General features: G+C 63.3%; 25 protein-coding genes and 1 pseudogene. 10 read left to right on the top strand and 16 right to left on the bottom strand.

Features of this window, described 5'->3' with window-relative positions; genetic code table 11:
* Positions 1-13 precede the first annotated feature (13 nt).
* The 4 genes from NQ050_RS09010 to NQ050_RS08995 are packed head-to-tail and all read left to right on the top strand — an operon-like array spanning position 14 to position 3,273.
* Complete coding sequence (locus NQ050_RS09010) at positions 14-949, top strand: metal ABC transporter solute-binding protein, Zn/Mn family (protein ID WP_257038970.1); 936 nt, start codon at positions 14-16, stop codon at positions 947-949.
* A gap of 19 nt (positions 950-968) precedes the next feature.
* Positions 969-1,667, top strand: a complete 699-nt coding sequence (locus NQ050_RS09005) for a metal ABC transporter ATP-binding protein (protein WP_257038969.1) — start codon at positions 969-971, stop codon at positions 1,665-1,667.
* Positions 1,668-2,543, top strand: a complete 876-nt coding sequence (locus NQ050_RS09000) for a metal ABC transporter permease (protein WP_257038968.1) — start codon at positions 1,668-1,670, stop codon at positions 2,541-2,543.
* Positions 2,506-3,273, top strand: a complete 768-nt coding sequence (locus NQ050_RS08995; protein ID WP_257038967.1) for a PHB depolymerase family esterase — start codon at positions 2,506-2,508, stop codon at positions 3,271-3,273. The genes NQ050_RS09000 and NQ050_RS08995 overlap by 38 nt, the downstream gene beginning before the upstream one ends.
* Here the strand turns inward: NQ050_RS08995 and rlmB are convergent.
* Genes rlmB through NQ050_RS08970 form a run of 5 tightly spaced genes read right to left on the bottom strand, consistent with a single transcriptional unit; the run spans position 3,239 to position 7,318 of the window.
* On the bottom strand, positions 3,239-4,174 hold the full coding sequence (rlmB, locus tag NQ050_RS08990) for a 23S rRNA (guanosine(2251)-2'-O)-methyltransferase RlmB (RefSeq protein WP_257038966.1): 936 nt from the start codon (positions 4,172-4,174) through the stop codon (positions 3,239-3,241). The genes NQ050_RS08995 and rlmB overlap by 35 nt on opposite strands.
* 10 nt (positions 4,175-4,184) lie before the next feature.
* Positions 4,185-5,582, bottom strand: a complete 1,398-nt coding sequence (gene cysS, locus NQ050_RS08985) for a cysteine--tRNA ligase (RefSeq protein WP_257038965.1) — start codon at positions 5,580-5,582, stop codon at positions 4,185-4,187.
* 5 nt (positions 5,583-5,587) lie between these two features.
* Positions 5,588-6,064, bottom strand: coding sequence for a 2-C-methyl-D-erythritol 2,4-cyclodiphosphate synthase (gene ispF, locus NQ050_RS08980; RefSeq protein WP_257038964.1), 477 nt, complete (start codon positions 6,062-6,064; stop codon positions 5,588-5,590).
* Entirely contained in the window at positions 6,061-6,762 is a 702-nt protein-coding gene (gene ispD, locus NQ050_RS08975; RefSeq protein ID WP_257038963.1) for a 2-C-methyl-D-erythritol 4-phosphate cytidylyltransferase, read from the bottom strand. Before ispD ends, ispF begins: the two co-directional genes overlap by 4 nt.
* Positions 6,734-7,318, bottom strand: coding sequence for a CarD family transcriptional regulator (locus NQ050_RS08970; protein ID WP_257038962.1), 585 nt, complete (start codon positions 7,316-7,318; stop codon positions 6,734-6,736). Before NQ050_RS08970 ends, ispD begins: the two co-directional genes overlap by 29 nt.
* 174 nt (positions 7,319-7,492) lie before the next feature.
* Here NQ050_RS08970 and NQ050_RS08965 point away from each other — a divergent pair, with 174 nt between their 5' ends.
* A complete protein-coding gene (locus NQ050_RS08965; RefSeq protein ID WP_257038961.1) occupies positions 7,493-8,065 on the top strand; it encodes a hypothetical protein in 573 nt (190 codons plus the stop codon).
* Between the two features lie 146 nt (positions 8,066-8,211).
* On the opposite strand, the gene NQ050_RS08960 is transcribed toward NQ050_RS08965, so the two are convergent.
* Positions 8,212-9,843, bottom strand: coding sequence for a hypothetical protein (locus tag NQ050_RS08960; protein ID WP_257038960.1), 1,632 nt, complete (start codon positions 9,841-9,843; stop codon positions 8,212-8,214).
* Between the two features lie 222 nt (positions 9,844-10,065).
* Between NQ050_RS08960 and radA the strand changes: the two genes are divergently transcribed.
* Positions 10,066-11,427, top strand: coding sequence for a DNA repair protein RadA (gene radA, locus NQ050_RS08955; RefSeq protein ID WP_257038959.1), 1,362 nt, complete (start codon positions 10,066-10,068; stop codon positions 11,425-11,427).
* Here radA and NQ050_RS08950 read toward each other — a convergent pair.
* Positions 11,398-12,024: a hypothetical protein gene (locus NQ050_RS08950; RefSeq protein ID WP_257038958.1), complete on the bottom strand. Its 627-nt coding sequence runs from the start codon at positions 12,022-12,024 to the stop codon at positions 11,398-11,400. The two genes, radA and NQ050_RS08950, sit on opposite strands and share 30 nt — an antisense overlap.
* Positions 12,025-12,078: 54 nt before the next feature.
* Positions 12,079-12,687, bottom strand: a complete 609-nt coding sequence (locus NQ050_RS08945) for a carbonic anhydrase (protein ID WP_257038957.1) — start codon at positions 12,685-12,687, stop codon at positions 12,079-12,081.
* A 17-nt stretch (positions 12,688-12,704) separates the two neighbouring features.
* Here NQ050_RS08945 and NQ050_RS08940 point away from each other — a divergent pair, with 17 nt between their 5' ends.
* A complete protein-coding gene (locus NQ050_RS08940; RefSeq protein ID WP_257038956.1) occupies positions 12,705-13,499 on the top strand; it encodes an A/G-specific adenine glycosylase in 795 nt (264 codons plus the stop codon).
* Here the strand turns inward: NQ050_RS08940 and NQ050_RS08935 are convergent.
* On the bottom strand, positions 13,496-13,666 hold the full coding sequence (locus NQ050_RS08935) for a DUF4236 domain-containing protein (RefSeq protein ID WP_257038955.1): 171 nt from the start codon (positions 13,664-13,666) through the stop codon (positions 13,496-13,498). The two genes, NQ050_RS08940 and NQ050_RS08935, sit on opposite strands and share 4 nt — an antisense overlap.
* Before the next feature lie 3 nt (positions 13,667-13,669).
* Positions 13,670-16,303: an ATP-dependent Clp protease ATP-binding subunit gene (locus NQ050_RS08930; protein WP_257038954.1), complete on the bottom strand. Its 2,634-nt coding sequence runs from the start codon at positions 16,301-16,303 to the stop codon at positions 13,670-13,672.
* Positions 16,304-16,463: 160 nt separating this feature from the next.
* Here NQ050_RS08930 and NQ050_RS08925 point away from each other — a divergent pair, with 160 nt between their 5' ends.
* The gene (locus NQ050_RS08925) at positions 16,464-17,273 is read left to right on the top strand and encodes an alpha/beta hydrolase (protein WP_257038953.1); all 810 of its coding nucleotides are present in this window, start codon (positions 16,464-16,466) and stop codon (positions 17,271-17,273) included.
* Here the strand turns inward: NQ050_RS08925 and lysS are convergent.
* The gene (gene lysS / locus NQ050_RS08920; protein WP_257038952.1) at positions 17,217-18,749 is read right to left on the bottom strand and encodes a lysine--tRNA ligase; all 1,533 of its coding nucleotides are present in this window, start codon (positions 18,747-18,749) and stop codon (positions 17,217-17,219) included. The genes NQ050_RS08925 and lysS overlap by 57 nt on opposite strands.
* Between lysS and NQ050_RS08915 the strand changes: the two genes are divergently transcribed.
* Positions 18,748-19,590 carry a carbohydrate kinase gene (locus NQ050_RS08915; RefSeq protein WP_257038951.1) on the top strand — a complete coding sequence of 281 codons (843 nt, stop codon included), beginning with the start codon at positions 18,748-18,750 and terminating at the stop codon, positions 19,588-19,590. The two genes, lysS and NQ050_RS08915, sit on opposite strands and share 2 nt — an antisense overlap.
* Positions 19,591-19,679: 89 nt before the next feature.
* Positions 19,680-20,813, top strand: coding sequence for an HNH endonuclease signature motif containing protein (locus NQ050_RS08910; protein WP_257038950.1), 1,134 nt, complete (start codon positions 19,680-19,682; stop codon positions 20,811-20,813).
* Here NQ050_RS08910 and NQ050_RS08905 read toward each other — a convergent pair.
* The 5 genes and pseudogenes from NQ050_RS08905 to NQ050_RS08885 all read right to left on the bottom strand — a co-directional run.
* Complete coding sequence (locus NQ050_RS08905; protein WP_257038949.1) at positions 20,786-21,529, bottom strand: pantoate--beta-alanine ligase; 744 nt, start codon at positions 21,527-21,529, stop codon at positions 20,786-20,788. The genes NQ050_RS08910 and NQ050_RS08905 overlap by 28 nt on opposite strands.
* Positions 21,519-21,914 (bottom strand): hypothetical protein, encoded by a 396-nt coding sequence (locus tag NQ050_RS08900; RefSeq protein ID WP_257038948.1) that lies wholly within the window; start codon positions 21,912-21,914, stop codon positions 21,519-21,521. The genes NQ050_RS08905 and NQ050_RS08900 overlap by 11 nt, the downstream gene beginning before the upstream one ends.
* Positions 21,911-22,303, bottom strand: coding sequence for a DUF6779 domain-containing protein (locus tag NQ050_RS08895; protein ID WP_257038947.1), 393 nt, complete (start codon positions 22,301-22,303; stop codon positions 21,911-21,913). Before NQ050_RS08895 ends, NQ050_RS08900 begins: the two co-directional genes overlap by 4 nt.
* Before the next feature lie 5 nt (positions 22,304-22,308).
* Positions 22,309-22,749 (bottom strand): DUF3180 domain-containing protein, encoded by a 441-nt coding sequence (locus NQ050_RS08890; RefSeq protein ID WP_257038946.1) that lies wholly within the window; start codon positions 22,747-22,749, stop codon positions 22,309-22,311.
* A pseudogene (locus tag NQ050_RS08885) lies at positions 22,746-22,882 on the bottom strand (2-amino-4-hydroxy-6-hydroxymethyldihydropteridine diphosphokinase); the annotation flags it as partial. The pseudogene NQ050_RS08885 and the gene NQ050_RS08890, both read right to left, overlap by 4 nt.

Raw genomic sequence — 22,882 nt, 5'->3', positions numbered from 1 at the left:
TAAATCGGTGCTCATGCGTACCACAGTCACTCTTGCAGCCCTTGCCCTAGCCCTGAGCGCATGTCAGGCGACCACCCCCGCGGACTCCACCCAATCCACAACTTCCGCGGCCTCCGACGCCTCCGGTACCTCCACGCAGGCCCTCACCATCGTTGCCAGCACCTCGATCTGGGCGGACGTGGCAAAGGAAGTGGTGGGTGAAGACGACGCAGCAATCTCCGCCATCGTCACCGGCAACTCCATCGACCCACACACCTTTGAGCCCACCGCGCAAGACATCGCAGCGGCGCAGCAGGCAGACATCGTGCTCGTCGGTGGCGGCGGTTACGATGCCTGGCTCTACGAGGCCGTGAACCAATCAAAGGTGATCTCAGCGATGGACCTCACCACACACGATCACGATCACGACCACGAGCACGAGCACGAGCACGAGCACGAGCACGATGCCGAAGGCAACGAGCACATCTGGTACGAACTCCACGCCGTGGAGGAACTAGCCCAAAGCCTGGCCGAGCGCGCCACCGAGCTGGCCCCGGAGGCCACCGTGGACACCGCTGAGTTCGGCGAACAGCTCGAGGCCCTGGAACAGCGCCTGTCTGCGCTACCAGAAAAGCGCGTGGTGCAAACGGAGACAATTGCTGACTACCTGATTGCGGATTCCTCCCTGCAAGAGGTCACCCCGGAGGGTTACCGCAGCGCAACACTTTCCCACTCAGAGCCTTCCGCTGCGGACTTGGCCGCGATGCTGGAGATGATTTCCGGCGGCCAGGTGGACATCGTGGTGTTCAACCCACAGACCCAAACCGATACTGCGCAGCGCATCCGCGAGGCAGCCGAGGCCGCAAACGTGCAGGTTGTTGAGGTGTACGAGACGCCTTCCGAGGGCGAGTCCTACCTGGAATTCGTGACCTCTGCCATCGAGCGCCTCGAGGCGGCAACGCGGGCATAGCGTCGCCTAGACTGTCACTGTGCTTTCCTTTACTCACGCCGCGGTAGCACCCCTTTGGTTCGACCTCGACCTCACGGTGCACCGCGGCGAATTCATTGCCGTTTTGGGCCCCAACGGCGTGGGCAAATCCACGCTGCTGCACACGGTGCTCGGCACCCGGGCGCTCACCGCAGGCGAGGTGCGTACCGACGCCCGCATCGGCTACATCCCCCAGCAGCGAATGTTTGAGGACATCCCCGTGCGCGCCCGTGATCTGGTGGACCTGGCGCTGAACCACAAGCCCGCCTGGTGGCGTCGGAAATCCGAATCCGGCAGCTCCCTTGAGCTGCTTGAATCGGTGGGGGCGCTGGGCCTTGCGGATCGGCGCGTCGGCTCGCTTTCCGGCGGGCAGCAGCAACTCATCCGCCAAGCTCAGGCACTTGCTTGCGACCCCGAACTCCTGCTGTGTGACGAGCCGCTGCTCTCCCTGGACCTCAACATGCAGGAGAAAGTGGTGGGAATGCTCGCCGAACGCAGGCAGACCAAAGGCACGGCGATTTTGTTTGTGACCCACTCCATCAACCCCGTGCTGCAGCATGTGGACCGGGTGCTATACCTGGGGCCGCACGGCCACCGCATTGGCAGCGTGGAGGAAGTGATGACCTCCGAATCCTTGAGCGAGCTCTATGGCTCCAAGGTCACGGTGATTCGCGTGGATGACCGGCTGGTGGTGCTCTAAATGATCGCAGATACTCTTGCGCTGCTCGGCGTGGATTTTGTGCGGCAGTCGCTGATCGCCGCGGCCCTGCTTGGCGTGGTCTCCGGCGTGATGGCTCCGCTGATCGTGATGCGCCGCATGAGCTTTTCCGTCCACTCCACCTCTGAGCTAGCCCTCATGGGCGCCTCCGGCGCGCTGCTGTTCGGGCTGAACGTGGGCTTCGGTGCCATCGCCGGCGCTGTGGTGGCCGCGGTGGTGCTGGGATTGTTGGGGACCAAGCGCCAAGACGCCACCGTGGGCGTGGTCTTGAGCTTTGGCATGGGCCTTTCCGTGCTGTTCATCCACCTCTACCCCGGCAACTCCAACGCAGCGCTTTCCCTGCTCACCGGCCAGATCGTGGGTGTGCGCTCCTCCAGCGTGTGGGCGCTGGCCGGCGTGACCGCTATTGTGCTGCTCGCCTTTGCCCTGTGGTGGCGCCCACTGCTGTTTGCGGCAACGGACCCGATCATGGCCAAGGCCATGGGCGTGCCGCTGGGGCGCTACAACATGCTCTTCGCGGTGCTCGTGGGCCTGGTTGCGGCGCAGTCCGTGCAGATCGTGGGCGCGCTGCTGGTCATGGCGCTGCTCATCACGCCCGGCGCGGCGGCGGTAGAGATCACCGATTCCCCACGCAGGGCAGTGCTTTACTCACTGCTGTTCGCGGAGGTGGCCGCCGTGGGCGGTTTGGTGCTCTCGTTGGCGCCGGGCCTGCCAGTGAGTGTGCTGGTGACCAGCGTGAGTTTTGCCATCTACCTGGTGTGCCGTGGGATTGGCTGGGCGCGTAATCGCCGCGCCACCAAAGATCTTGTACGCTACGCCCATGCGCCAACATCTCATTGCCACCCAGAACGGGACTGACCTGCTGCTGTACTTCCACGGCTCGCAGCAATCCGCGCGGGTGGCGCGCCGCTTCACCAACCTCAGCTTTGAGCACATTCAGGCAACAGTGGTCTATCCGGAGGGCGTGCACCGCCACTGGAATGATTCGCGCAAGACCCTCCCGGAGCGCACCAGGGAGCTCGGCACTAACGACGTCTCCTATATCCAAGACCTCGTTGCCCACATCCCTCATGAGCGCGTGTTCGCCGCCGGCTATTCCAACGGCGCGCAGATGATCATCCGCCTGCTCCATGATGCTCCCGGCCTCCTGGCCGGCGCAGCGCTCATCGCGGGCACCATGCCCACGCCTGAAAACTTCCTCTCCACGGCCCAGGGCTGGGTGCCCACTCCGATCCTCACGATGCATGGCACTGAGGATCCAATCGCGCCTTTCGACGGCGGCAGCGCAGGCTCCCGCGGCGCCCACCGCAGCTTTACGGACTCCAATCTGTACTTTGTGCAGCACAACGGCCTCATGCCAAAGCCCCGCCACACAAGGCAGCAGGGCTTTGATGTGTATGACTGGGCAGGTGAGGCCCCCGTTCAGGCCTGGGTGCTCAATGGCGTAGGCCACCACGTACCCACCACCAGGCCGGTGGCCTCACCGTTTTTAGGGCCGGCGAGCACGCACTTTGTGGCGGCGGAGGCGATCGCGCAGTTCTTCGGCCTGGGCTTTAGCCTTGACGGCGCTGGCGGGCAAACTCGCTGAGCACCACACCGGCAGCCACGGAGGCGTTAAGGGACTCCACCCAGCCGGCCATGGGGATGGACATGATGACGTCGCACTGCTCGCGCACGAGGCGGGAAATGCCTTTGCCTTCTGAGCCGACCACGATCAGGACCGGTCCGGTGCCGTCGTAGGTGTCCAGGGTGTGCTCACCGCCGGCGTCGAGGCCCACCACCTGGTAGCCGTTTTGCTGGAACTGCTTGATGGTGCGGGTGAGGTTGGTTTCCTTGGCCACCGGTAAGCGCGCGGCGGTGCCCGCGGAAGTGCGCCACGCAACGGCGGTCACGGAGGCAGAGCGGCGCTCGGGGATCACCACGCCGTGCCCACCGAAGGCCGCCACAGAACGAATCACCGCGCCGAGGTTGCGAGGGTCGGTGATGTTGTCCAGCATCACCACCATTCCTGGGGCGCCGGAGTCCGCCACACGCTCCATGAGGGTGTGCGCATCGGTGTACTGGTACGGCGGGATTTGCAGACCAATTCCCTGGTGCATGCCGTTGCCAGTCATGCGATCCATCTCATGCCGCGGCACCTCGATGATGGGGATGTTGCGGGTGAGCGCCATCTGCAGCGCCTCGGAGAGGCGGTCGTCGTTGCGGGTGCCCTCCACCAGGTACAGGGCGGAGGAAGGCACCTTGGCGTGCAGGCACTCGATCACCGGGTTGCGGCCCACCACCATCTCATCTTGTTCCTTCACATGGCGGCCGCGGTCACGGCGCTCACGCTCCAGCTTGCGCTTGTGCGCTGCGTGGTACACGCGGTCCTCGGCCTTGGGCGTGGGGCCCTTGCCCTCCAACCCGCGGCGACGAACCCCACCGGAGCCTTTGACGGCGCCCTTCTTGTTGGTCTTACGCAGACCAGGGCGGTTAGTTTTTGATCCCATTCAATAATCCTCAAAATTGTGTTTCGGAAAGCTCCCAAGTGGGGCCCTCCGGGGTGTCCACCACGCTGATGCCGGCGGCCTGGAGCCGATCCCGCACCGCGTCTGCCCTGGCCCAGTCCTTGGCCGCCCGGGCGTCTGTGCGCTCCTGAAGCGCCGCGGTAATGAGTGCGTCGAGGGCAGACATGGCGGCGTCGGATTGCTGCTGGCTGCTGTCCTCCCACTCAGTGGGGTCGATGCCCAGCACCTTGGTCATGGCGCGCAGCTCTCCGGCGATCTTGTGCGCGGCGGTGGTGTCCCCGGCAGCGAGCGCGCTGTTGCCCTGCCGCACATGCCCATGAATCACTGCCAGCGCCTTAGGCACGGAGAGGTCCTCATCCATTGCGGCTTCGAACTCCTGCGGCCAGGCCGTGGCCTCAACATTGCCGACGCGCCCAAGGAAGGCTTCAATGCGGCGATACCCGGCGGCTGCCTCTTGCAGCGCGGCTTCGGAATACTCCAGCATGGAACGGTAGTGGGCGCTGCCCAAGTAATAGCGCAGCTCAACGGGACGCACCAGCTCCAATATATTGGGCACGCTGAGCACGTTGCCCAAAGACTTGCTCATCTTCTCACCGCTCATGGTGACCCAGTGGTTGTGCATCCAGTACTGGGCAAAACCGTCACCAGCCGCGTGAGCCTGGGCAATCTCGTTCTCGTGGTGCGGGAACTGCAGGTCAAGGCCGCCGCAGTGGATGTCGAACTCCCCACCCAAATACCAGGTGGCCATTGCCGAGCACTCCAAGTGCCACCCAGGGCGCCCCGGACCCCAAGGGGTGGGCCACGAGGGTTCGCCGGGCTTCGCAGCCTTCCACAGAGCAAAGTCCTGCGGGCCGCGCTTGCCCAGGTTGTCCGTCTCCCCTTGCTCCATCTCCTCCACGCGGTTGCCGGAGAGATGGCCGTAATCGGAGTTGGGGGCCGCGGTCCAGGCAGCCACATCAAAGTACACGCTGCCCTGCGCCTCATAGGCAAAGCCGGCATCAATGAGCCGCTGCATGTACTCCACCATCTGAGTCATGTGCCCCGTGGCGCGTGGCTCCACGGAAGGCGGCAGCACTCCCAAGATGTTGTAGGCCTTGGTGAACTCGCGCTCATAGGTGGAAACCCACTCCCACCAGGGGCGATTATGCTCGCTGGCCTTGGTCAAGATTTTGTCATCAATATCCGTCACGTTGCGCACAAACGCCACATCCAGGCCCTTGGCCAGAAGCCAGCGGCGCAGGATGTCAAAAGCCACGCCGGAGCGCACATGCCCAATATGCGGCTGCGTTTGCGGCGTTGCACCACAGAGGTAAATGGAAGCGTGCCCCTCGCGCAGGGGAACAAAATCTCTCAAAGTGCGGGTGGCGGTATCAAAAATCTTCAAGGTCACGCCGCTCAGTCTAGTTGCCACACCACAGCGGTGGCTATTGCGGCTCGCCCTTCCTCACGGCCAGTGAAACCCAAGCGATCCGTAGTAGTAGCAGAAACACTCGCCGGCGCGCCGAGGATCTCCCCAATCACACGCTCCGCCTCCTCACGGCGCGGGCCCATCTTCGGCGTTTGGGCCACCAACTGGCACGCCACGTTTCCGATGGTGAAACCCTTCTCACTCAGTAGCGCCTTACATTCGGCCAGCAGGCGGGCGCCGGAGGCGCCTTGGTACTCCTTGCGGCCAACGCCTACGAAGGAACCGAGGTCGCCCAAATTCGCGGCGGAAAGTAATGCATCCACGATGGCGTGGGCTACTACGTCACCGTCTGAGTGTCCCTCGCAACCGTGGTCCTCCGGGAACTCCAGGCAGGCGATGAAGCAGGGCTTACCTTGTTCAATCTGGTGGGCGTCCGTAGCCACACCTACGCGGGGAATGATCATTGGTGCTCCTGAGCATCGATGAGGGTTTGGGCCAACAAGAGGTCCAGCGAGGTGGTGATTTTGAAAGCCAGAGGGTCTCCCTCCACGCACTCCACCGGGATGCCAGCCCATTCCATGAGGGAGGCGTCATCCGTGGCTTCAAAGCTGCGCTGGGCAAAATACTTGGCATTAACTTCACGCAACGTGCGCAGATCAAAGGCCTGGGGAGTTTGCACCGCCCGCAGCGTGGAGCGGTCTGGGGTGGACTGTACCGTTGACCCGCACACTTCCTTGATGGTGTCCGATACCGGCACCACCGGGATCACAGCGGGCGCCTGAGCGGCAGCGACGCGCGCGATCATCGCTGGGGGCGTGAGGGCCCTGGCAGCGTCGTGAATCAGCACCCTGCCCTCCTGGGCCTGGATTGCTTTGAGGCCTTCCCAAACGGAGTCAGCGCGCTCTCCGGCGCCGTACACAATGCGCGCGCGGGCGCCGATTTCCGCCTTGACCTGTGCTTCCATCTCCGGGCGGATGATCACCAGGATCTCCTGGATTGCCCCGGAGGCCTCCATCGCCGCCACTGAGTGATCGAGCAGCGTACGGCCGGCAAGGCGAACCATCGCCTTGGGCATGTTGGCGCCAAGGCGCGTGCCCTGGCCGGCTGCTGCGATAAGGGCGAAGGTCATGGAGTTAATCTTCGTCGTCGAAGTTGAGATCATCGAGGTCCAGGTCGGCGTCATCGTCCGCGAGCTGTGGGGTGGGCTCTGCAACGCCGTCCGCGCGCTGACGCTCGATGGTGGCGTTGACCTCCTCCATAAAGGCATCGGCCTTGGCGTCATCCACGTTTTCCGCGAGCGCCAGCTCACCCACCAACACCTGGCGAGCCTTGGCCAGCATGCGCTTCTCACCGGCAGAAAGTCCACGGCCCTGATCGCGGCGCCACAGGTCACGCACCACCTCTGCGACCTTGTTCACATCACCGGAAGCAAGGCGTTCTTGGTTGGCCTTGAAACGGCGGGACCAGTTTCCAGCCTCCTCCACGTCCGTCTCCCGAAGGAAGCCAAAGACGCGCTGGAGACCTTCATCATCCACCACATCGCGCACGCCCACGAGCTCAGCGTTTTTGGAGGGGACGCGGACCACAAGGTCGGATTGGTGAATCTGCAGGACCAGGTACTCCAGGGTCTCCCCACCCATCTCCCGGTGCTCGATAGCCTCAATGACAGCCGCGCCGTGGTGTGGGTACACAACGGTATCGCCGACCTTGAATTCCATGCATCTACTCCCTTGCTGGTTCGTAACTCGCCAATGCTACCACGACCATGGAAAACGCGCCCTTAAAAGGCTCGAAAACCCCTACACCGAAAGTTTGCCCCCGTTTGCCGGAAACTAGATGTGAGGGGCCAACAAATACTAGAGTTAAGAACGATTTACGCCACCTTTTACCCTATGGAGGACGAACTCGTGAAGTCCCTGAAGTCTGCAGCACGCCGTGGCGCGCTGATCTCAGTAGCCGCCACCTCTGCGCTCGCACTCGCATCCTGCAGCGCCGGACAAATCACCCAAACCTCCTCCCAGGTCCCTGCAGTGGATGGCGCTTTCAGCGCGTACCAAGGTGTGCAGCTCCGTGATGTCACCGTGCACGTGAACGAGGAAGGCCAGGCAGGCGTGAAGTTCTTTGCCGCCAACCTGGACACCGCAGACCGCAGCTACGACCTCCGCGGCATCACCGTGGACGGCACCCCAGTGACCCTCTCCGAGCCAGTGACCCTGGACAAGGGCTGTGTTGCTATGGGCGGCCTCCCCGAGGAGATGGACCTCCTCACCGAGCCAGAAGGCCAGTGCTACCAGCTCGTGGACGCAACCCTGGAGAACACCGGCCTCGCCTTTGGCGGCAACGTTCCCGTGGTCTTCAACTTCGGCTCCGGTGAAGTCACTGTGAACTCCACCGTCTCCATGCCAGTTGCACCTTCCGGTGAGAATGACCGCGTCATCGGCGAAGGCGCAGGCGAAGGCCACTAATTTGTCACCTAGGTTGTAGCCTATGAGCTCCCCGTGAATTGAGTTGGACTCACGGGGAGCTTTTTGCTGTCTGAGCACCCCAACTAAGACGAAAGCCGCCACCGAGGCCTCAACTTCTCACCTCGGTGGCGGCTTTCCCTTCACTGTTAAATCAGGCGGATTAACACCACCAAGCCGACCACAAGCACAGTTGCAGCCACCATGTTCAGCAGCACGGTGGGCAGTCCCAGCTCACGGGAAGGCTGGGCAACTTGGATTTCATGCGTCTCCAGGGGTGCAGCCACCACACCGTTGGATTGCTCACCATCGGAATCGGCAGCGGAAGGCACAGGGATATTTTCGTCCCTCACTTCCACAGTGCCCACCACCTCACCGGCCTGCCCAATGCCCTGACCGAACAGGCCGGGCAGGAACGCCAGAGCGGGTGTCACAGCAACAAGAGACTGAATCTCCGAGGGCAACTCAGACTCCTGGAACTCTGTAGTTTCACCATTCGGATGCGTTTCCGCTGCCTGCGCATTTGGCTGGGCACCCGAATCCGGAGCCGGACCAGGAGCTGGACCCTGCCCCTGCACCTGAGCCGGACCCGCATCCGGACCCGGATCGGGACTTGGCTGCGCCCAGAACTGAGGAACGAGCTCCGCACCGATGATTGGAGCAAGAACTTCATAAGGGAAAGCAGGAGCCTCCGGAGTAGGTTCCGGCGCAGGCTCAGGTTCTGGCTCTGGTTCGGGCTCAGGCTCTGGCTCTGGTTCCGGCGCAGGTTCTGGCTCGGGCGCAGGTTCTGGCTCCGGAGTAGGTTCCGGCGTGGGCTCCGGAGTAGGTTCCGGTTCTGGGTCTGGCGTAGGCTCAACCACCCGCACTGGCGCCGGCACATTCATGCCGTAGGACCGGGTCTGGTCAGAGGTGATCTCAAAACGCACCTTGCTATCTTCCACGCCCTCAACCCCAATGCCGGGAATTTCCATGGAAGTACCGGCGGGCACGTGCGCGATGTTGTAGAAGATCTCGCCGTTTTCCTCCACCAGAGTGACCCCTTCGGGCAGCGCAGCGCCGGTCGAGTGGATGCTGGCGCCGTCGGTACCTGATGCACGGATGATGACGTTGGTGAGGTCGCGCTCCGGTGGATTGATGACCACAGTCATTTCCTGGCCCACAGTGCGCACAAACCATGGCAATTGAGAGTAGGCAACGGAGAGGGTAAATAGCTCGTGGTCAATACCCAATTCCACCGAGGAAGGCTTGTGTTCCATGCCAGCGGGGATGTAGCCGAGCTCCAGGTTGATGCGGACGCGGCGGTTCTCCTCGGCGAGGTGGCTGTTGAAAATGATGATGCCTTCACCAGACGTGGAGATGGAACCCACAGCTATGAGGTTGCCGCGATCGTCGTGGATGTCAAATCCCACGTCACGGGAAATCCTGAAGCCTGTGAGCTGGAAAGTCACGTAGTCGCCATCCTCAGGAATCTCGTTGAGATTGAAGTGGATGATCTGGCTCAGGCGGGTGCCAGCTTGGTAGGTGGAGCCGTCGGTCAGAACGTTCCCCTCGGCATCGCGCAGAGTGCGGGTCACCGTCGCATCAACGGGGCTGGGGATGGAGCCCACGATGTCGTCCGCAATCACCGCGGGCGTTGTAGTGGGCGCGGCAGCTGGCGCGGTAACGACGTCCGTAGCAGGCTGTGAGCCGTCTACGTCCTGCGCCAAAACGAGTGGAGATACAGCAAAACTGAAGCTCAGCGCCATTGCTGCCGCTGCCGCCCGACGAACAGACTTGCTCACGGGCACCTCCATTCCTGCTTCAATCTTGCTGTTAGAAATTTTCTAAGACGATACTACCACTAACTCTTATATTTTCCTAAGTTTCTTGTGGTGGCGTAAAGCACCAAAATCATCCTAGAAAAAAATCACCCACCAAGGAATTATGACATACCCACCAAGCCCACTCAGTAGACGGTGATCTCAGGTGATCTACAGTGTTCTACAGTGTTCTACAGTGTTCGCATGGCCAAGAAACCACAGCACACCTGCACCGAGTGTGGGTACACGTCACCTAAATGGCTTGGACGCTGCCCGGAGTGCGGCGCCTGGGGTTCCATGGAACAAGGAGCCCCGACGCCTGCGTCGGTAAGCAAAGTGGGAGTACTTACCCCCACCTCCCCCGCTACCCCCATCACAAACGTTGACCCCACGGCCGCGACCAGCCTACCCACCGGCATCTCCGAGCTGGACCGAGTACTCGGCTCCGGCATCGTGCCAGGCTCAGTGATCCTGCTCGCGGGTGAACCTGGTGTCGGCAAATCCACCCTGCTTCTTGAGGTGGCCAGCAAGTGGGCGAAGCTGGGGCGCACGGCACTGTATGTGACCGCGGAGGAATCAGCGGGGCAGGTGCGCATGCGCGCGCAGCGTACCGACGCCCTCGTGGACAGCCTCTACCTGGCTTCAGAGAGTGAACTCGATGTGATCTTCGGCCACGCCCGCGAGCTGACACCCAGCCTGCTTATCGTGGACTCCGTGCAGACCATGCACGCGAGCGGTGTGGAGGGGGTGGCCGGCGGCGTTGCCCAAACCCGCGCAGTCACCGCCGCGCTCACCACCCTGGCCAAAACCACCGGCGTGCCCATCATTTTGGTGGGCCACGTGACCAAAGACGGCAACGTCGCCGGCCCCCGCGTCCTCGAGCACCTCGTTGACGTGGTGCTGCACTTCGAAGGCGACCGCCACCTCAGCCTCCGCATGCTCCGTGGCATCAAAAACCGCTTCGGCGCCACCGACGAGGTGGGCTGCTTTGAACAACGTAGCGACGGCATCCACGAAGTCCCCGACCCCACCGGACTCTTCCTCTCCCACCGCGGTGAAACCCCCGATGGCACCGCGGTCACCGTAGCCATGGATGGGGTTCGCCCCATGCTCACCGAAGTCCAGGCACTCGTGGTGCACACCGAATCCAAATCGCCCCGCAGGGCAGTCACAGGCCTCGATGCCACCCGAGTCCCCATGGTCCTCGCCGTGCTCGGCGCCCGCGGCGGCAAACCCACCCACAATAAAGAGGTATATGTGGCCACCGTGGGCGGGCTGAAAATCGGCGAGCCCGCAGCGGACCTCGCAATCGCGCTGGCCACAGCCAGCGCACTCAGTGGAACCCCGCTGCCACCCCGCACCATCGTGCTTGGCGAGGTAGGCCTGGCGGGAGAAATCCGCGCCGTGCCCGGCCTGGACAAGCGCCTACAGGAGGCCGCCCGCCTTGGCTACGAGCGCGCTATCCTCCCCGCTGGAACAAAACAAAAGGCGCCCGCGGGGCTGGAAATCCGCCCCGTAGGCACCATCAAGGAAGCGCTACTGGAGATTGAACGTGGCAGGCTGTGAGGGGTTATCCCCCACCACGGTGTGCAAGTAGTAGCTGCCCGCCGGCACGGGGGCTCGGTCCTCACACTGCTCAGGGGCGCTCGTGGTGCGCGACCACGTTGCCTCGAAATAGCGCTCCGAGCCGGCAGCGAAGGTTTCCTCACCGTTGCCCACCGCTGGGTTGCAGTCAATATCTGCCCACATGCGCTGGTTGGTGTCCATCGCGTAGACCTCAAAGCGCAGCACGTCCTGGTCCAGGTTGATCACGCAATCTTCCTGAGTGGGGTTGCGCACCGTCATGTAGAACACCGGCTGCGAGTCCGCCGGGTAGTTGGCAAAGTCCGTCTCTGCGGTGATCTCAAGGTCAGCCAAGGTGCAGCCGCTGGCTTCGGTAACGGCTGGAGTCTGGGTTTCCGTTTCGGTTTCCGTGGGTTCGGAGCTTGCAGAGGCTGGCGCCGCGGTGGTGGTGGTGATCACCGTGGAGGTTTGTGCCGCCGGCGCGGAAGTATCGGGGCGGTTAAGAGCAAACACCGCCACCAATAGCAGCACAACAATCACCAGAATTGCCGCCGCGGCGGCGCGCCTGCGCTGGTAGTACACCTCTGGAAGCCTGTTCATGCCTACCAGAATAAGCGGTGATCACCAGCGCGTTGAGGTTTTGTTTGGGCGTGTCTAGAGCCCGTAAGTGGCTACGGTTTCCACGGCGCCGTCGGAAAGCCGGTAGCGCGCAGCCACCACGGCAGTATCTCCGCGGTCCACGGCCTCTTTGATCGCCGGCGACTTATACAGAACCTTACGAGCGGTGGCATCCGCGTGGTGACGCTCAAAGTCCCCAGAAGTGAGGTGGTCCTGGGTGCGGGCCTCGAGCACCGAAGGGGTGATCTGCTCCACCAAGGTACGCAGGTGTCCCTGAGGAACCTCCGCACCGTTGAGCACCTCCACCGCTGCTTTCACCGCGCCGCAGCTTTCATGACCCAGCACCACCACAACTTCCACCCCGAGGCCACTGACGGCAAACTCCAGGGAGGCCATCACGCCGGAGTCCACCACTTCACCGGCGGTGCGCACCACGAAGATGTCCCCCAGGCCGGCGTCAAACAGGATTTCCGCCGGTACGCGGGAATCACCGCAGGTAAACACGCACACCCTCGGCGACTGCCCCTTGGTCAACTCCAGGCGTCGCTCCAGCTCCTGGTGCGGGCGCATTGGGGTGCCGTTGGCAAACCGCTCATTGCCCTCTAGCAGTGCTTCCCATACAGCTTTTGGATCTCTTTCATTCATGGTTCAATTGTGCACGCATGAATGAACTTTTGCCCGTAATTTCTTGGTATCACACCCACAAACGCACCATCGTGTGGCGCAATGAGCACACCACCGCCTGGGGCGTGCTCGTCAGCGAGGTGATGAGCCAGCAAACCCAGGTCTCCCGCGTCGAGCCACTCTGGGAGGCGTGGATGCGGCGTTGGCCCACGCCTGCCGACGTCGCCAGCGCCCCAACCAGCGAGGTTATCCGCGCGTGGGCGAACTTAGGGTACCCAAGGCGGGCGCTGCGCCTCCAAGAGGCCGCGCGCATCGTCGCCGAAGAAGGCATGCCCACCACCGTCGAGGGCCTGCTCAAACTACCGGGGGTGGGCGACTACACCGCCCGCGCCGTAGCAGCCTTCGCCTACGGGCAGCGAGTTGGGGTGGTGGACACCAACGTCCGCCGCGTGGTCAGCCGCGCCTTCGGCATCAAACCCACCATCGAGGCAGTAGAAAACTTGCTTCCCCTCACCGATGCGCCCACAGCCTCCGTGGCCCTCATGGAGCTAGGCGCACTCGTGTGCACCAAGAACCCCCAGTGTGGGGCCTGCCCACTCAGTGGGCGCTGCCAATGGGACGGCACTGTGGAGGTGACGCGGAAGCAGGGGAGGTTTGCTGGCAGCCACCGGCAGGTGCGCGGGAAGATCCTGGCCTTGCTGCGCGAAAAGGGGCCGGTGCCAAGCGTTGATGTTGCTTGGCCCGACCCCTCGATGCGCCAGGTGGCATTGGATTCACTTATTGCCGACGGCCTCGTGGTCCACCACGAGGGCCACTACGACCTGCCGGCTTAGCGCCAGCGCCCTCGGTAGGTGAGCCCACCGGGCAGGTTCACCCACACTCCGCCACGGGAGTTCACCGTTACCGGCCCAATCTTGGTGCTGGCGGACGCACCAGAGCCGGAGAGGTTCAGCCAAGAGTTCTTGCCGAGCTTCTTGCGCTTGCGGAAGGTGATTCCCATTGCTTACTCCTCTACCAGTTCCTCAGGGAGGTCCTCGGGGTTGTCCGCTGCGTCGAGCACGGCCTGCTGCGCTGCGAGCACCTCCTCTGACTCAGTGAATGCATCCAGCGGCTTTGGCCGAGGCGTGAAGGTGAAGCGGGCTCGGTCGGTGTCCTTGGACTCCCCATCCCAACCTTCAACGTCTACGGTCACGATCTCACCAGCGCCGACCTCGCCGAAGAGGATCTTCTCACTCAGTACATCCTCGATCTCACGCTGGATGGTGCGGCGCAGTGGGCGCGCGCCGAGCACAGGGTCGAAGCCGCGCTTGGCCAGGAGGTTCTTGGCCAAGTCGGTGAGCTCGATGCCCATGTCCTTCTGGCCGAGCGCCTTGGACACGCGGCCAACCAGCAGGTCCACCATTTCCACAATCTGCTCTTGGGTGAGCTGGTGGAACACCACGATCTCATCGATACGGTTGAGGAACTCTGGGCGGAAGTGCTTCTTGAGCTCGTCGTTGACCTTCTGCTTCATGCGCTCGTACTGGCCCTCAGCATCGGTCTCACCAACGGAGCTGAAGCCCATACCCACAGCCTTGGAAATGTCCTGGGTACCTAGGTTCGAGGTGAAGATCAGTACGGTGTTCTTGAAGTCCACCACGCGGCCCTGGCCGTCGGTGAGGCGGCCGTCTTCCAGCACCTGCAGCAAGGTGTTGTAGATTTCCTTGTGCGCTTTTTCGATTTCGTCGAAGAGCACCACCGAAAATGGCTTGCGGCGCACCTTCTCGGTGAGCTGGCCACCCTCCTCGTAGCCCACGTAGCCCGGAGGGGCACCGAAGAGGCGGGAGGCGGTGAAGCGGTCGTGGAACTCGCCCATGTCGATCTGGATGAGGGCGTCATCTTCACCGAACAGGAAGTTCGCCAGGGCCTTGGAGAGCTCCGTTTTACCCACACCAGATGGACCGGCGAAGATGAAGGAGCCGGATGGGCGGCGAGGGTCCTTGAGGCCGGCGCGGGTGCGTCGGATTGCCCGAGAGACTGCCTTGACCGCATCCTCCTGGCCGATGATGCGCTTGTGCAGCTCCTCTTCCATGCGCAGCAGGCGGGAAGATTCCTCTTCGGTGAGCTTAAACACTGGAATGCCGGTCCAATTGCCCAGCACCTCAGCGATCTGCTCCTCGCCTACCTCAGCGATTTCCTCCAGGTCGCCGTCGCGCCACTGCTTTTCTTTGACCGCGCGCTCCTCGGAGAGCTGACGCTCTTGATCGCGCAGGCCAGCAGCCTTTTCAAAGTCCTGGGCGTCGATGGCTGCTTCCTTTTCGCGGCGAACCTCCGCGATCCTGTCATCTACCTTGCGGATGGACTCAGGGGCGGTCATGCGCTTGATGCGCATCCGGGCGCCGGCCTCGTCGATGAGGTCCACTGCCTTGTCTGGCAGGAATCGGTCATTGATGTAGCGGTCAGAAAGCTGCGCCGCTGCTGCTAGGGCGCCGTCGGTGATGGACACGCGGTGGTGTGCCTCGTAGCGGTCGCGGAGGCCCTTGAGGATCTCGATCGTCATCTCCACGGATGGCTCCGGGACCTGCACCGGCTGGAAGCGGCGTTCAAGGGCGGCGTCCTTCTCGATGTGCTTGCGGTACTCATCCAAGGTGGTAGCACCAATGGTTTGCAGCTCACCGCGGGCGAGTTTTGGCTTGAGCAAGCTGGCGGCGTCGATCGCACCCTCTGCGGCACCTGCGCCAACCAGGGTGTGGATCTCGTCGATGAACAGGATGATGTCACCACGCTGGTTGATTTCCTTGAGCACCTTCTTCAGGCGTTCCTCAAAATCACCACGGTAACGGGAGCCGGCCACCAGGGAGCCCAAGTCCAGTGAGTAGACCTGCTTATCCTTGAGCGTCTCCGGCACCTTGCCATTCACAATATCCAGCGCCAAGCCCTCCACCACGGCGGTCTTACCCACACCGGGCTCACCGATCAGCACCGGGTTGTTTTTGGTACGGCGGGATAGCACCTGCATAATGCGCTCGATTTCCTGCTCGCGGCCCACAACTGGGTCCAGCTTGCCATCGCGCGCAGCCTGGGTGAGGTTGCGGCCAAATTGGTCCAGTACCAGCGAGTTGGAACGATCGCCCTGGCCACCCTTTCGGCCCTGGCCGCCGCGTGAGGCCGATGCGCCCACGGGCTCGTCGTTTTCCTGGCTGTTTTCTGGCGTCTCACCCTCGTAGCCGGAGAGCAACTGGATCACCTGCTGACGCACGCGCGGCAGGTCAGCGCCGAGCTTCACCAGCACCTGCGCAGCAACGCCCTCGCCTTCACGGATGAGGCCGAGCAGCAAGAACTCGGTGCCGATGTACTTGTGGCCCATCTGCAGGCCCTCGCGCAGCGAAAGCTCCAAAACCTTTTTGGCGCGCGGGGTAAAGGGGATGTGGCCTACCGGCGGTTCCGCGCCGCGGCCGATGATTTCCTCGACTTCACGGCGGACGTCGTCAAGCGAAATCCCCATGGACTCCAGCGCCTTCGCTGCAACGCCTTCACCCTCATGGATAAGACCGAGCAGGATGTGCTCAGTGCCAATGTAGTTGTGGTTCAGCCCGCGGGCTTCCTCCTGGGCCAGCACGATCACGCGACGAGCACGATCAGTAAACCGCTCGAACATGTTCACTCCCCTAAAAGATTGTCCTAATGTGTCACCCACTCTAACGCTCGCAATGGACACGCATTTCCCAAACGCTCACTCAACCCCACCCAAAACCCCCATTTTCCCAGTTCAGGCACCATGTACGCCATAAGCGAACAAAGCGCGCTACAAAGGAAGAATGCAACTCAAACACTTCCCCACCCCACAACGTCCCCGCGCCACAGTGCTCATCGCCCACGGCTACGCCGAGCATCACGGACGCTACCTGCCGTTTATCGAGGCGCTAAACGACGCCGGCATCGAGGCCTACACCTACGATCACCGCGGTCACGGCGCAGCCGCCGAAGAAGGAAAGAAGGCACAGGTAGACGTAGCTACTCTCGTGCAGGATCACCTCGCCGCACGCCGCGAGCTTGGCTCCCATCCGCTGGTGCTCTTCGGCCACTCAATGGGTGGGCTCATCACCGCCCGATCAGTGCAGCACAACGCCGAAAACGTGCAGGCAGTAATGCTTTCCGGCCCGGCATTTCTCCCCGAGACGGCGCTGCCCCTGCCCGCAGTGCGCGCAGGCCGCGCTCTGGCCAAGTTCTTCCCCGGCCTCCCTGCCGCCAGCCTGGACGCCGCCCACACCGCTCGCGACCCACAGGCAGTAGCCAAATACCAGAACGATCCCCTGAACTACCTGGGGAAAGTCCCCCTTCTCACTGGCGCCTCAATGATGCTGGAGGGACACGCCGCCCTGGCCGGCTCCTGGCCGAGCATCCCCACCCTGATCCTCCACGGAACCGACGACCACCTGGCCAACCCCCAAGGCTCCAAGGAGTTCGCCAAGAAGTCCACATCCATTCAGCTTGAACTGCAGCCGGGCGGCTACCACGAAATCCTCAATGACTACGGCAAGGAGGAGGTCACCGCCCGCTACATCGAGTGGCTAACTGAGACGCTCCGGCTTGACCATGGGGAACAGGACGGTCTCGCGGATACCTAGGCCGGTCAGCGCCATGAGCAGGCGGTCAATGCCCATGCCGCAGCCCGCAGTGGGCGGCATACCCTGCTCCATGGCTGCGAGGAAGTCCTCGTCCAACACCATTGCCTCTTCGTCGCCGCCGGCAGCCAGGCGCGCCTGGTCCTCAAAGCGCTCGCGCTGGATCACTGGGTCCACCAGCTCCGAATAGCCGGTGGCCAGCTCAAAGCCGCGCACGTACAGATCCCATTTCTCCGTCACACCCGGCTTGCTGCGGTGCTGGCGAGTCAGCGGCGAGGTCTCCACCGGGAAATCCCGCACAAAAATCGGCCCATGGAGCTGGTCTGCGCACAGATGTTCCCAGATCTCCTCCACCAACTTCCCGTGGCCCCAGCCGCCTTTCGACGGCACCTCCAGGCCAATCACCGCAGCGATTTCTTTGAGCTCATCCACCGTGGACTGGATGGTCACCTCCGGCTGGCCAGGGAACTTCCGCGCCAGCGCCTCATTCAGTGAGGGGTACATCTCAATGGATTTCCACTGGCCACCGAGGTCGTACTCAGTGCCATCCGCAAGCGTCACCGTGGTGGAGCCGAAAACCTCGAGGGCTACGGATTGGATGAGGTTTTGGATCAAGGCGGCGCCGTCGTCGTATGTGCCCCACGCCTGGTACGTCTCCAGCATGGCGAACTCCGGCGAGTGAGAGGAGTCCACGCCCTCATTGCGGAAGTTGCGGTTGACCTCGAAGACCCGCTCGATGCCGCCGACCACGCAGCGCTTCAGGTAGAGCTCAGGGGCGATGCGCAGGTAGAGGTCGATGTCGAGGGCGTTCGAGTGAGTGACAAAGGGGCGTGCCGCTGCGCCACCGTGCAGCGTCTGCAGCATCGGGGTTTCCACCTCAAGGAAGCCCTCCCCCTCCAGGAAGTTGCGCAGGGCGCGCATCACCTTGATACGGGTCAAGGCGTTGGTGCGGGCTTGCTCACGCATGATGAGGTCGGTGTAGCGGTGGCGCACGCGGGAATCCTCGCTCATCTCCGCAAACGCCACCGGCAGCGGGCGGATCGCCTTAGACGCCATGTGCCAGGAGGAGGCCATCACCGACAGCTCACCGCGGCGCGAACGGATGATGCGGCCGCGAATGGAAACGATATCACCCAGGTCAACGTCCTGCTTCCAGCTCGCCAAAGCCTCCTCGCCGACCACCGCAAGCGAAAGCATCGCCTGAATCGTCTGCCCATTGCCCTCCTGCAACGCTGCAAAACACAGCTTGCCGGTGTTGCGCACAAACATCACACGGCCCGCGACGGCAACCTCATGATCCGTCTCTTCGCCGTCTTCAAGCTTGCCCTCATACTGCGCACGCAAATCAGAAATACTATCCGTGCGATCCACCTCCACCGGATACGGCTCATGGCCGCGATCTAGGAGGGACGCGCGCTTTTCACGCCGAATACGAAGCTGCTCTGGTTCTTTTTCCACACGGGATACAATAACAGCCATGATCATTTGCGGCGAAGGCCTAGTAGACCTCGTACCCCAGAACGGCGCATTCACCGCGGCCCTCGGCGGCGGCCCCTACAACGTAGCAATCGCGGCGGCACGCCAAGGCGCCCAAGTCCGCTTCATCTCACGCCTCTCCACAGACACCTTCGGCGAACAACTCGTCCAAACCCTCGCCCAAGAAGGCATCGACACCACCGGCATCCAACGCGGCCCCGAACCCACCACCCTCGCACTCACCAACATCGGCCCCGACGGCTCCGCCACCTACACCTTCTACACCGAAGGCACCGCAGACCGCCTCGCCAACCCCTCACTGAGTGAAACGCCCTCCATCGCCTGCTTTGGCACCGTCTCCCTCGCCCTCGAGCCGGCGGCCAGCCGCTACATCGAGCTGGCCAAACACCTCCACTCAGTGGGATGCTTCGTGGCGCTGGACCCGAACATCAGGCCGTTCTACGCCACTGAGTCACACAAAGCCCGCCTGCTGGACTTGATCGATCACGTTGATCTGCTGAAACTCTCCGAGGAAGAAGACGAGTTCCTGGGCCACCCCACAGCGCCGGTCAAGGTGATCACCCGTGGCGGCGAGGGCCTCGAGGTCCACTCACTGGGCAAGGTGTTCCGCGTGAGCGCCCCGGCGATTGAGGTGGCAGATACGATCGGCGCCGGCGACACTGTCATGGGCGCCATCCTGGCTCAGCTCCAGGCAGGCGCTACTGAGTGGGAGGAGATCGCCCAGCACGCCGCCAACTCCGCCGCGGTGACGTGCACACGGGTGGGCGCCCAACCACCTACGAGGGAAGAAGTCAAGGCCTTCCTCGCATCTGTGGATAACTAGCCGCTTGGTTGCCGCCTGGTTGCACTGAGTTATCCACAGGCAGACAGGGCCTCTTCTCTGCCGCTTTCCGCCCCCTTAGCGTGTGTGCCATGGAACAAATTGCACTGGCGTATCACAAGGCAGGTATTGCGCTCGTGGCGGCTGTGGTGGCCGCGCGGCGCAAGGATTCAAAAGAACAGGTGGCGCGGCGATTTTGCATGTCCAAGGACACCGTGCGGCGCATGGAGTGGATGTATAAATTCTTCGCGCCGCCCGGGGTGCGCGAGGCGGCGCAGGGGATCCCGCTGGAGGCCCTCGACGGCATCGCAAAGCAGGTCAAGGTCCTCTCGGAGGAGGATCGCCCCGAGGTCACGCGTCGGTGCCTTGTCAAGGCCGCCGGCAAGACGGTGGATGAAGCTATCGACGTAGCCAAGGAGCTGGTCACCGAGTTCAAAACCAGCCGCGGCTACGCCCCGAACCGCAAGCAACGCCTCTACTCTCAGCGCAAAGCTGACGCCAACGGCCAGCGCCGCCTCCACGGCGTCTTCAACGACGCTACCCTCACCCGGATCGAGCGCCTCCTCGAACGCGACATCAACTCCCGCCTCAAACAGGGCGTCAGCCGCCCCGAAGCCTTCGCCGAGTCCCTCATCGACGCCATCCTCGGCAGCAAACACGCAGCCGACGGCGCGCGGGCCTACCAACCTGGCCTCCTGCTGCCCCTGCGCCCGTCGGAAGGCTACTTCAAGGACGGCAAAGTCTACACGTTTGACGGCGCCGGCATCCCCCTGTCCGAGCTCGGCGGGCTGGAGATCGGCGACACCGGCTACGCCATCGTGACCGCGCAGGACGAACGCGGGCGCATCGGCGCAGAGGCCATCCCCATCAAACGCTTCGCCGACCGCCTCCAACGCCTCCTGCTGGCCACCGAAACCCTCGTCTGCCCACAACCAGGCTGCACCCAACCCGCCTGGCGCTGCCAATACCACCACGTCGTCGCCTTCAGCCGCGGCGGCGCCACCACCACCGACAACCTCATGCTCCTCTGCCCCGACCACAACGCCACCAACGACGACAACCCCGCCCACCCCAAAAACGGCCGCATGGAACGCTGCCCCACCACCGGCGCCCCCATCTACAAACGCACACCCCACCACCCCGGCACCCGCAACCACACCGCCACAACCCGCAAAGGCTGGCGCGAAGAAACCGAAGCCTACCTGGCCCAACCCACCGAATCATGAAGCACCACACCACAAGGGAGCTCCACACCACCCAATAAACGCACATCCCCCTCCCGCGGCGCAGGCCCCAACCCCAGCCCCCGCAACTCCAAATACAACGGGGCAATCCCGGCTGCCTCAAACACACCCAACGCCGCCCCCACCGAGTCACCCTGCGCCGCATGCACCCCAGCAGTGAGTGAAGCAGCCAGGACCAGCGCCAACTCCCGCTCCGACTCAGGCACACGCACATTCCGGCCCGACACCGCCAACCCATCCGGCATCCGCACCACCGGCACTGAGTGAAGCTTGAGCGGCAAACGGTAATCGTTCACCACCCGCTGAGTGATCACCAGCAGCTCATAATCTTTCTCGCCCAGGAACATATCGCTGGCACCGACACTGTTACTCAGTGCAATCAGGCGGGCGAGTTTGTCGGGGACTTCGGGGTTGAGGGGCTCGTAGTCAAAGCCGATTCGGGGAGTGAGTTCACGGGGATCGTAGTGCCAGGTGGCGTCGACACGCTCCTTCTCCAACCCCTGCACCGCGAACGGCGCGGCGACCAGCGTGACCGCCCCAGGCACTGAGCGGGCGGCGCGGATGAGCGCAAAGTGGCCGGCGTGGAGGGTGTCACTCAGTACAGGGACCAGGCACACGGGCTTGCCGAGGCGGCGGAAGGCGCGGGTGAAGGGGGCGGGGTCGGAAAGCGGCATTGCGCGGCCGGGTTCAAAAGGCACTGGGGCTCCTTGTGATCAGGGTGTCCAATTCTTGCTGCGCACGCACGAACGCCGCGTACGCCGCCCGGAAAGCAGGCAGGTGCTCCAACGCCACTGAGTAGGGGTGGGCTGGGAACAGCAGCTCAATGAGTACCTGGGCGATCTCACTGGAGGCGAAAATCACCGTGCGCTCGCCGTAGGGAACCGCCAAGCCACTGTGGTCCACCGCGGGCTCAAGGCCGAGGGCGGGGTCGGTGTAGATGACGAGCTGGCCACGGCGCAGCCCACTCAGTGGAGTGGCGGAGATTAGGGCGTCTGCGGTGTGGGGGTCACTCACTAGGCGGTGGTGGGTGGGGATGGTGACGGTGGGGTCGGTGATGTGGACGCTGAGGCTGGGGGTGTTCATTTGCGGTTGCGGGCGATGAGTTCGGCTACGGAGATGCCGTTGGTGTGGGCGTCGGCGCGGCGGCGGCCGGCGGATTCGGTGTCGGGGTCAGAGTCGGCTGCGGGCAGTTCAGCGATGCGCTGCGCCTCGGCATGCAGGGCTGGTTGCTGTGCCATTGAGTAGCCGCTGAGCTCCTCAAGCTGCTCGCGCATGGCGTCCAGTTGAGCGCGTATTTCACTCAGTGAGTCCTCGTGAGCCTGCTGTTGGCGGAGGCGGGCAACCATGAAGGCGCCGCCGAGGGCGGCCCATAGGGAGATGAGTAGGGCGATTTTGAGGAGTGGCACTGATCCCGTCGTGAGCGTGACAATGCTGCACACCACGGCCAGCGCGATCAGGACCCATTCTTTCATGGGTTCTAACCTACCGCGTTCGGCGGGGTCATGCAGTTGCGCTCCAGCCAGCGTGCCGCCACCGCGAGGGCTAGGGAGGCGATTACGGCCGCGACCACCACGGGGGCGTCGGCAGCCGCTGCACTCAGGCGCCCCGCCCGCGGCAGTACGTAGCCCGCCATGCCGAGGTAGGTGCCGCCCATGATCGCCGCCGTCCACTCACTGGCTTTCGCGAACGCCAGGTAGCCGGCGGCGCGCAGGGGGTTGAGTTGGGTGCGGTCGAGGCCGACGCGGCGCTGCGCCACACTTCGGCGGATATGGAGAGCGAAGCCGACGCACAACGCCGCCATACCAAGCAGCGTCACCGGGACCGCCGCGGGCACCGGCACGAGGACGCCGTAGAAGCGCAGCATCAGCATGTAGGTGCAGGCCGCGAAGAAAGCGGCCGCCGCGAGGAACCGGATCATAGGTCCCCCAGTGTAGTGAGTGGGGGGCCCGTGATCAGGCTGGTCACGGCCTTCCCACTCAGTGTGGCGTGGGGGTCGGCGTCGAGCCAGGGGATGAGGACGAAGTCGCGGTGGTGGGCGTGGGGGTGCGGGA

Source organism: Corynebacterium sp. 122RC1, assembly GCF_024580955.1.
GTDB classification, from domain to species: domain Bacteria; phylum Actinomycetota; class Actinomycetes; order Mycobacteriales; family Mycobacteriaceae; genus Corynebacterium; species Corynebacterium kozikiae.
This window is presented reverse-complemented; position numbering and strand designations above follow the sequence as displayed.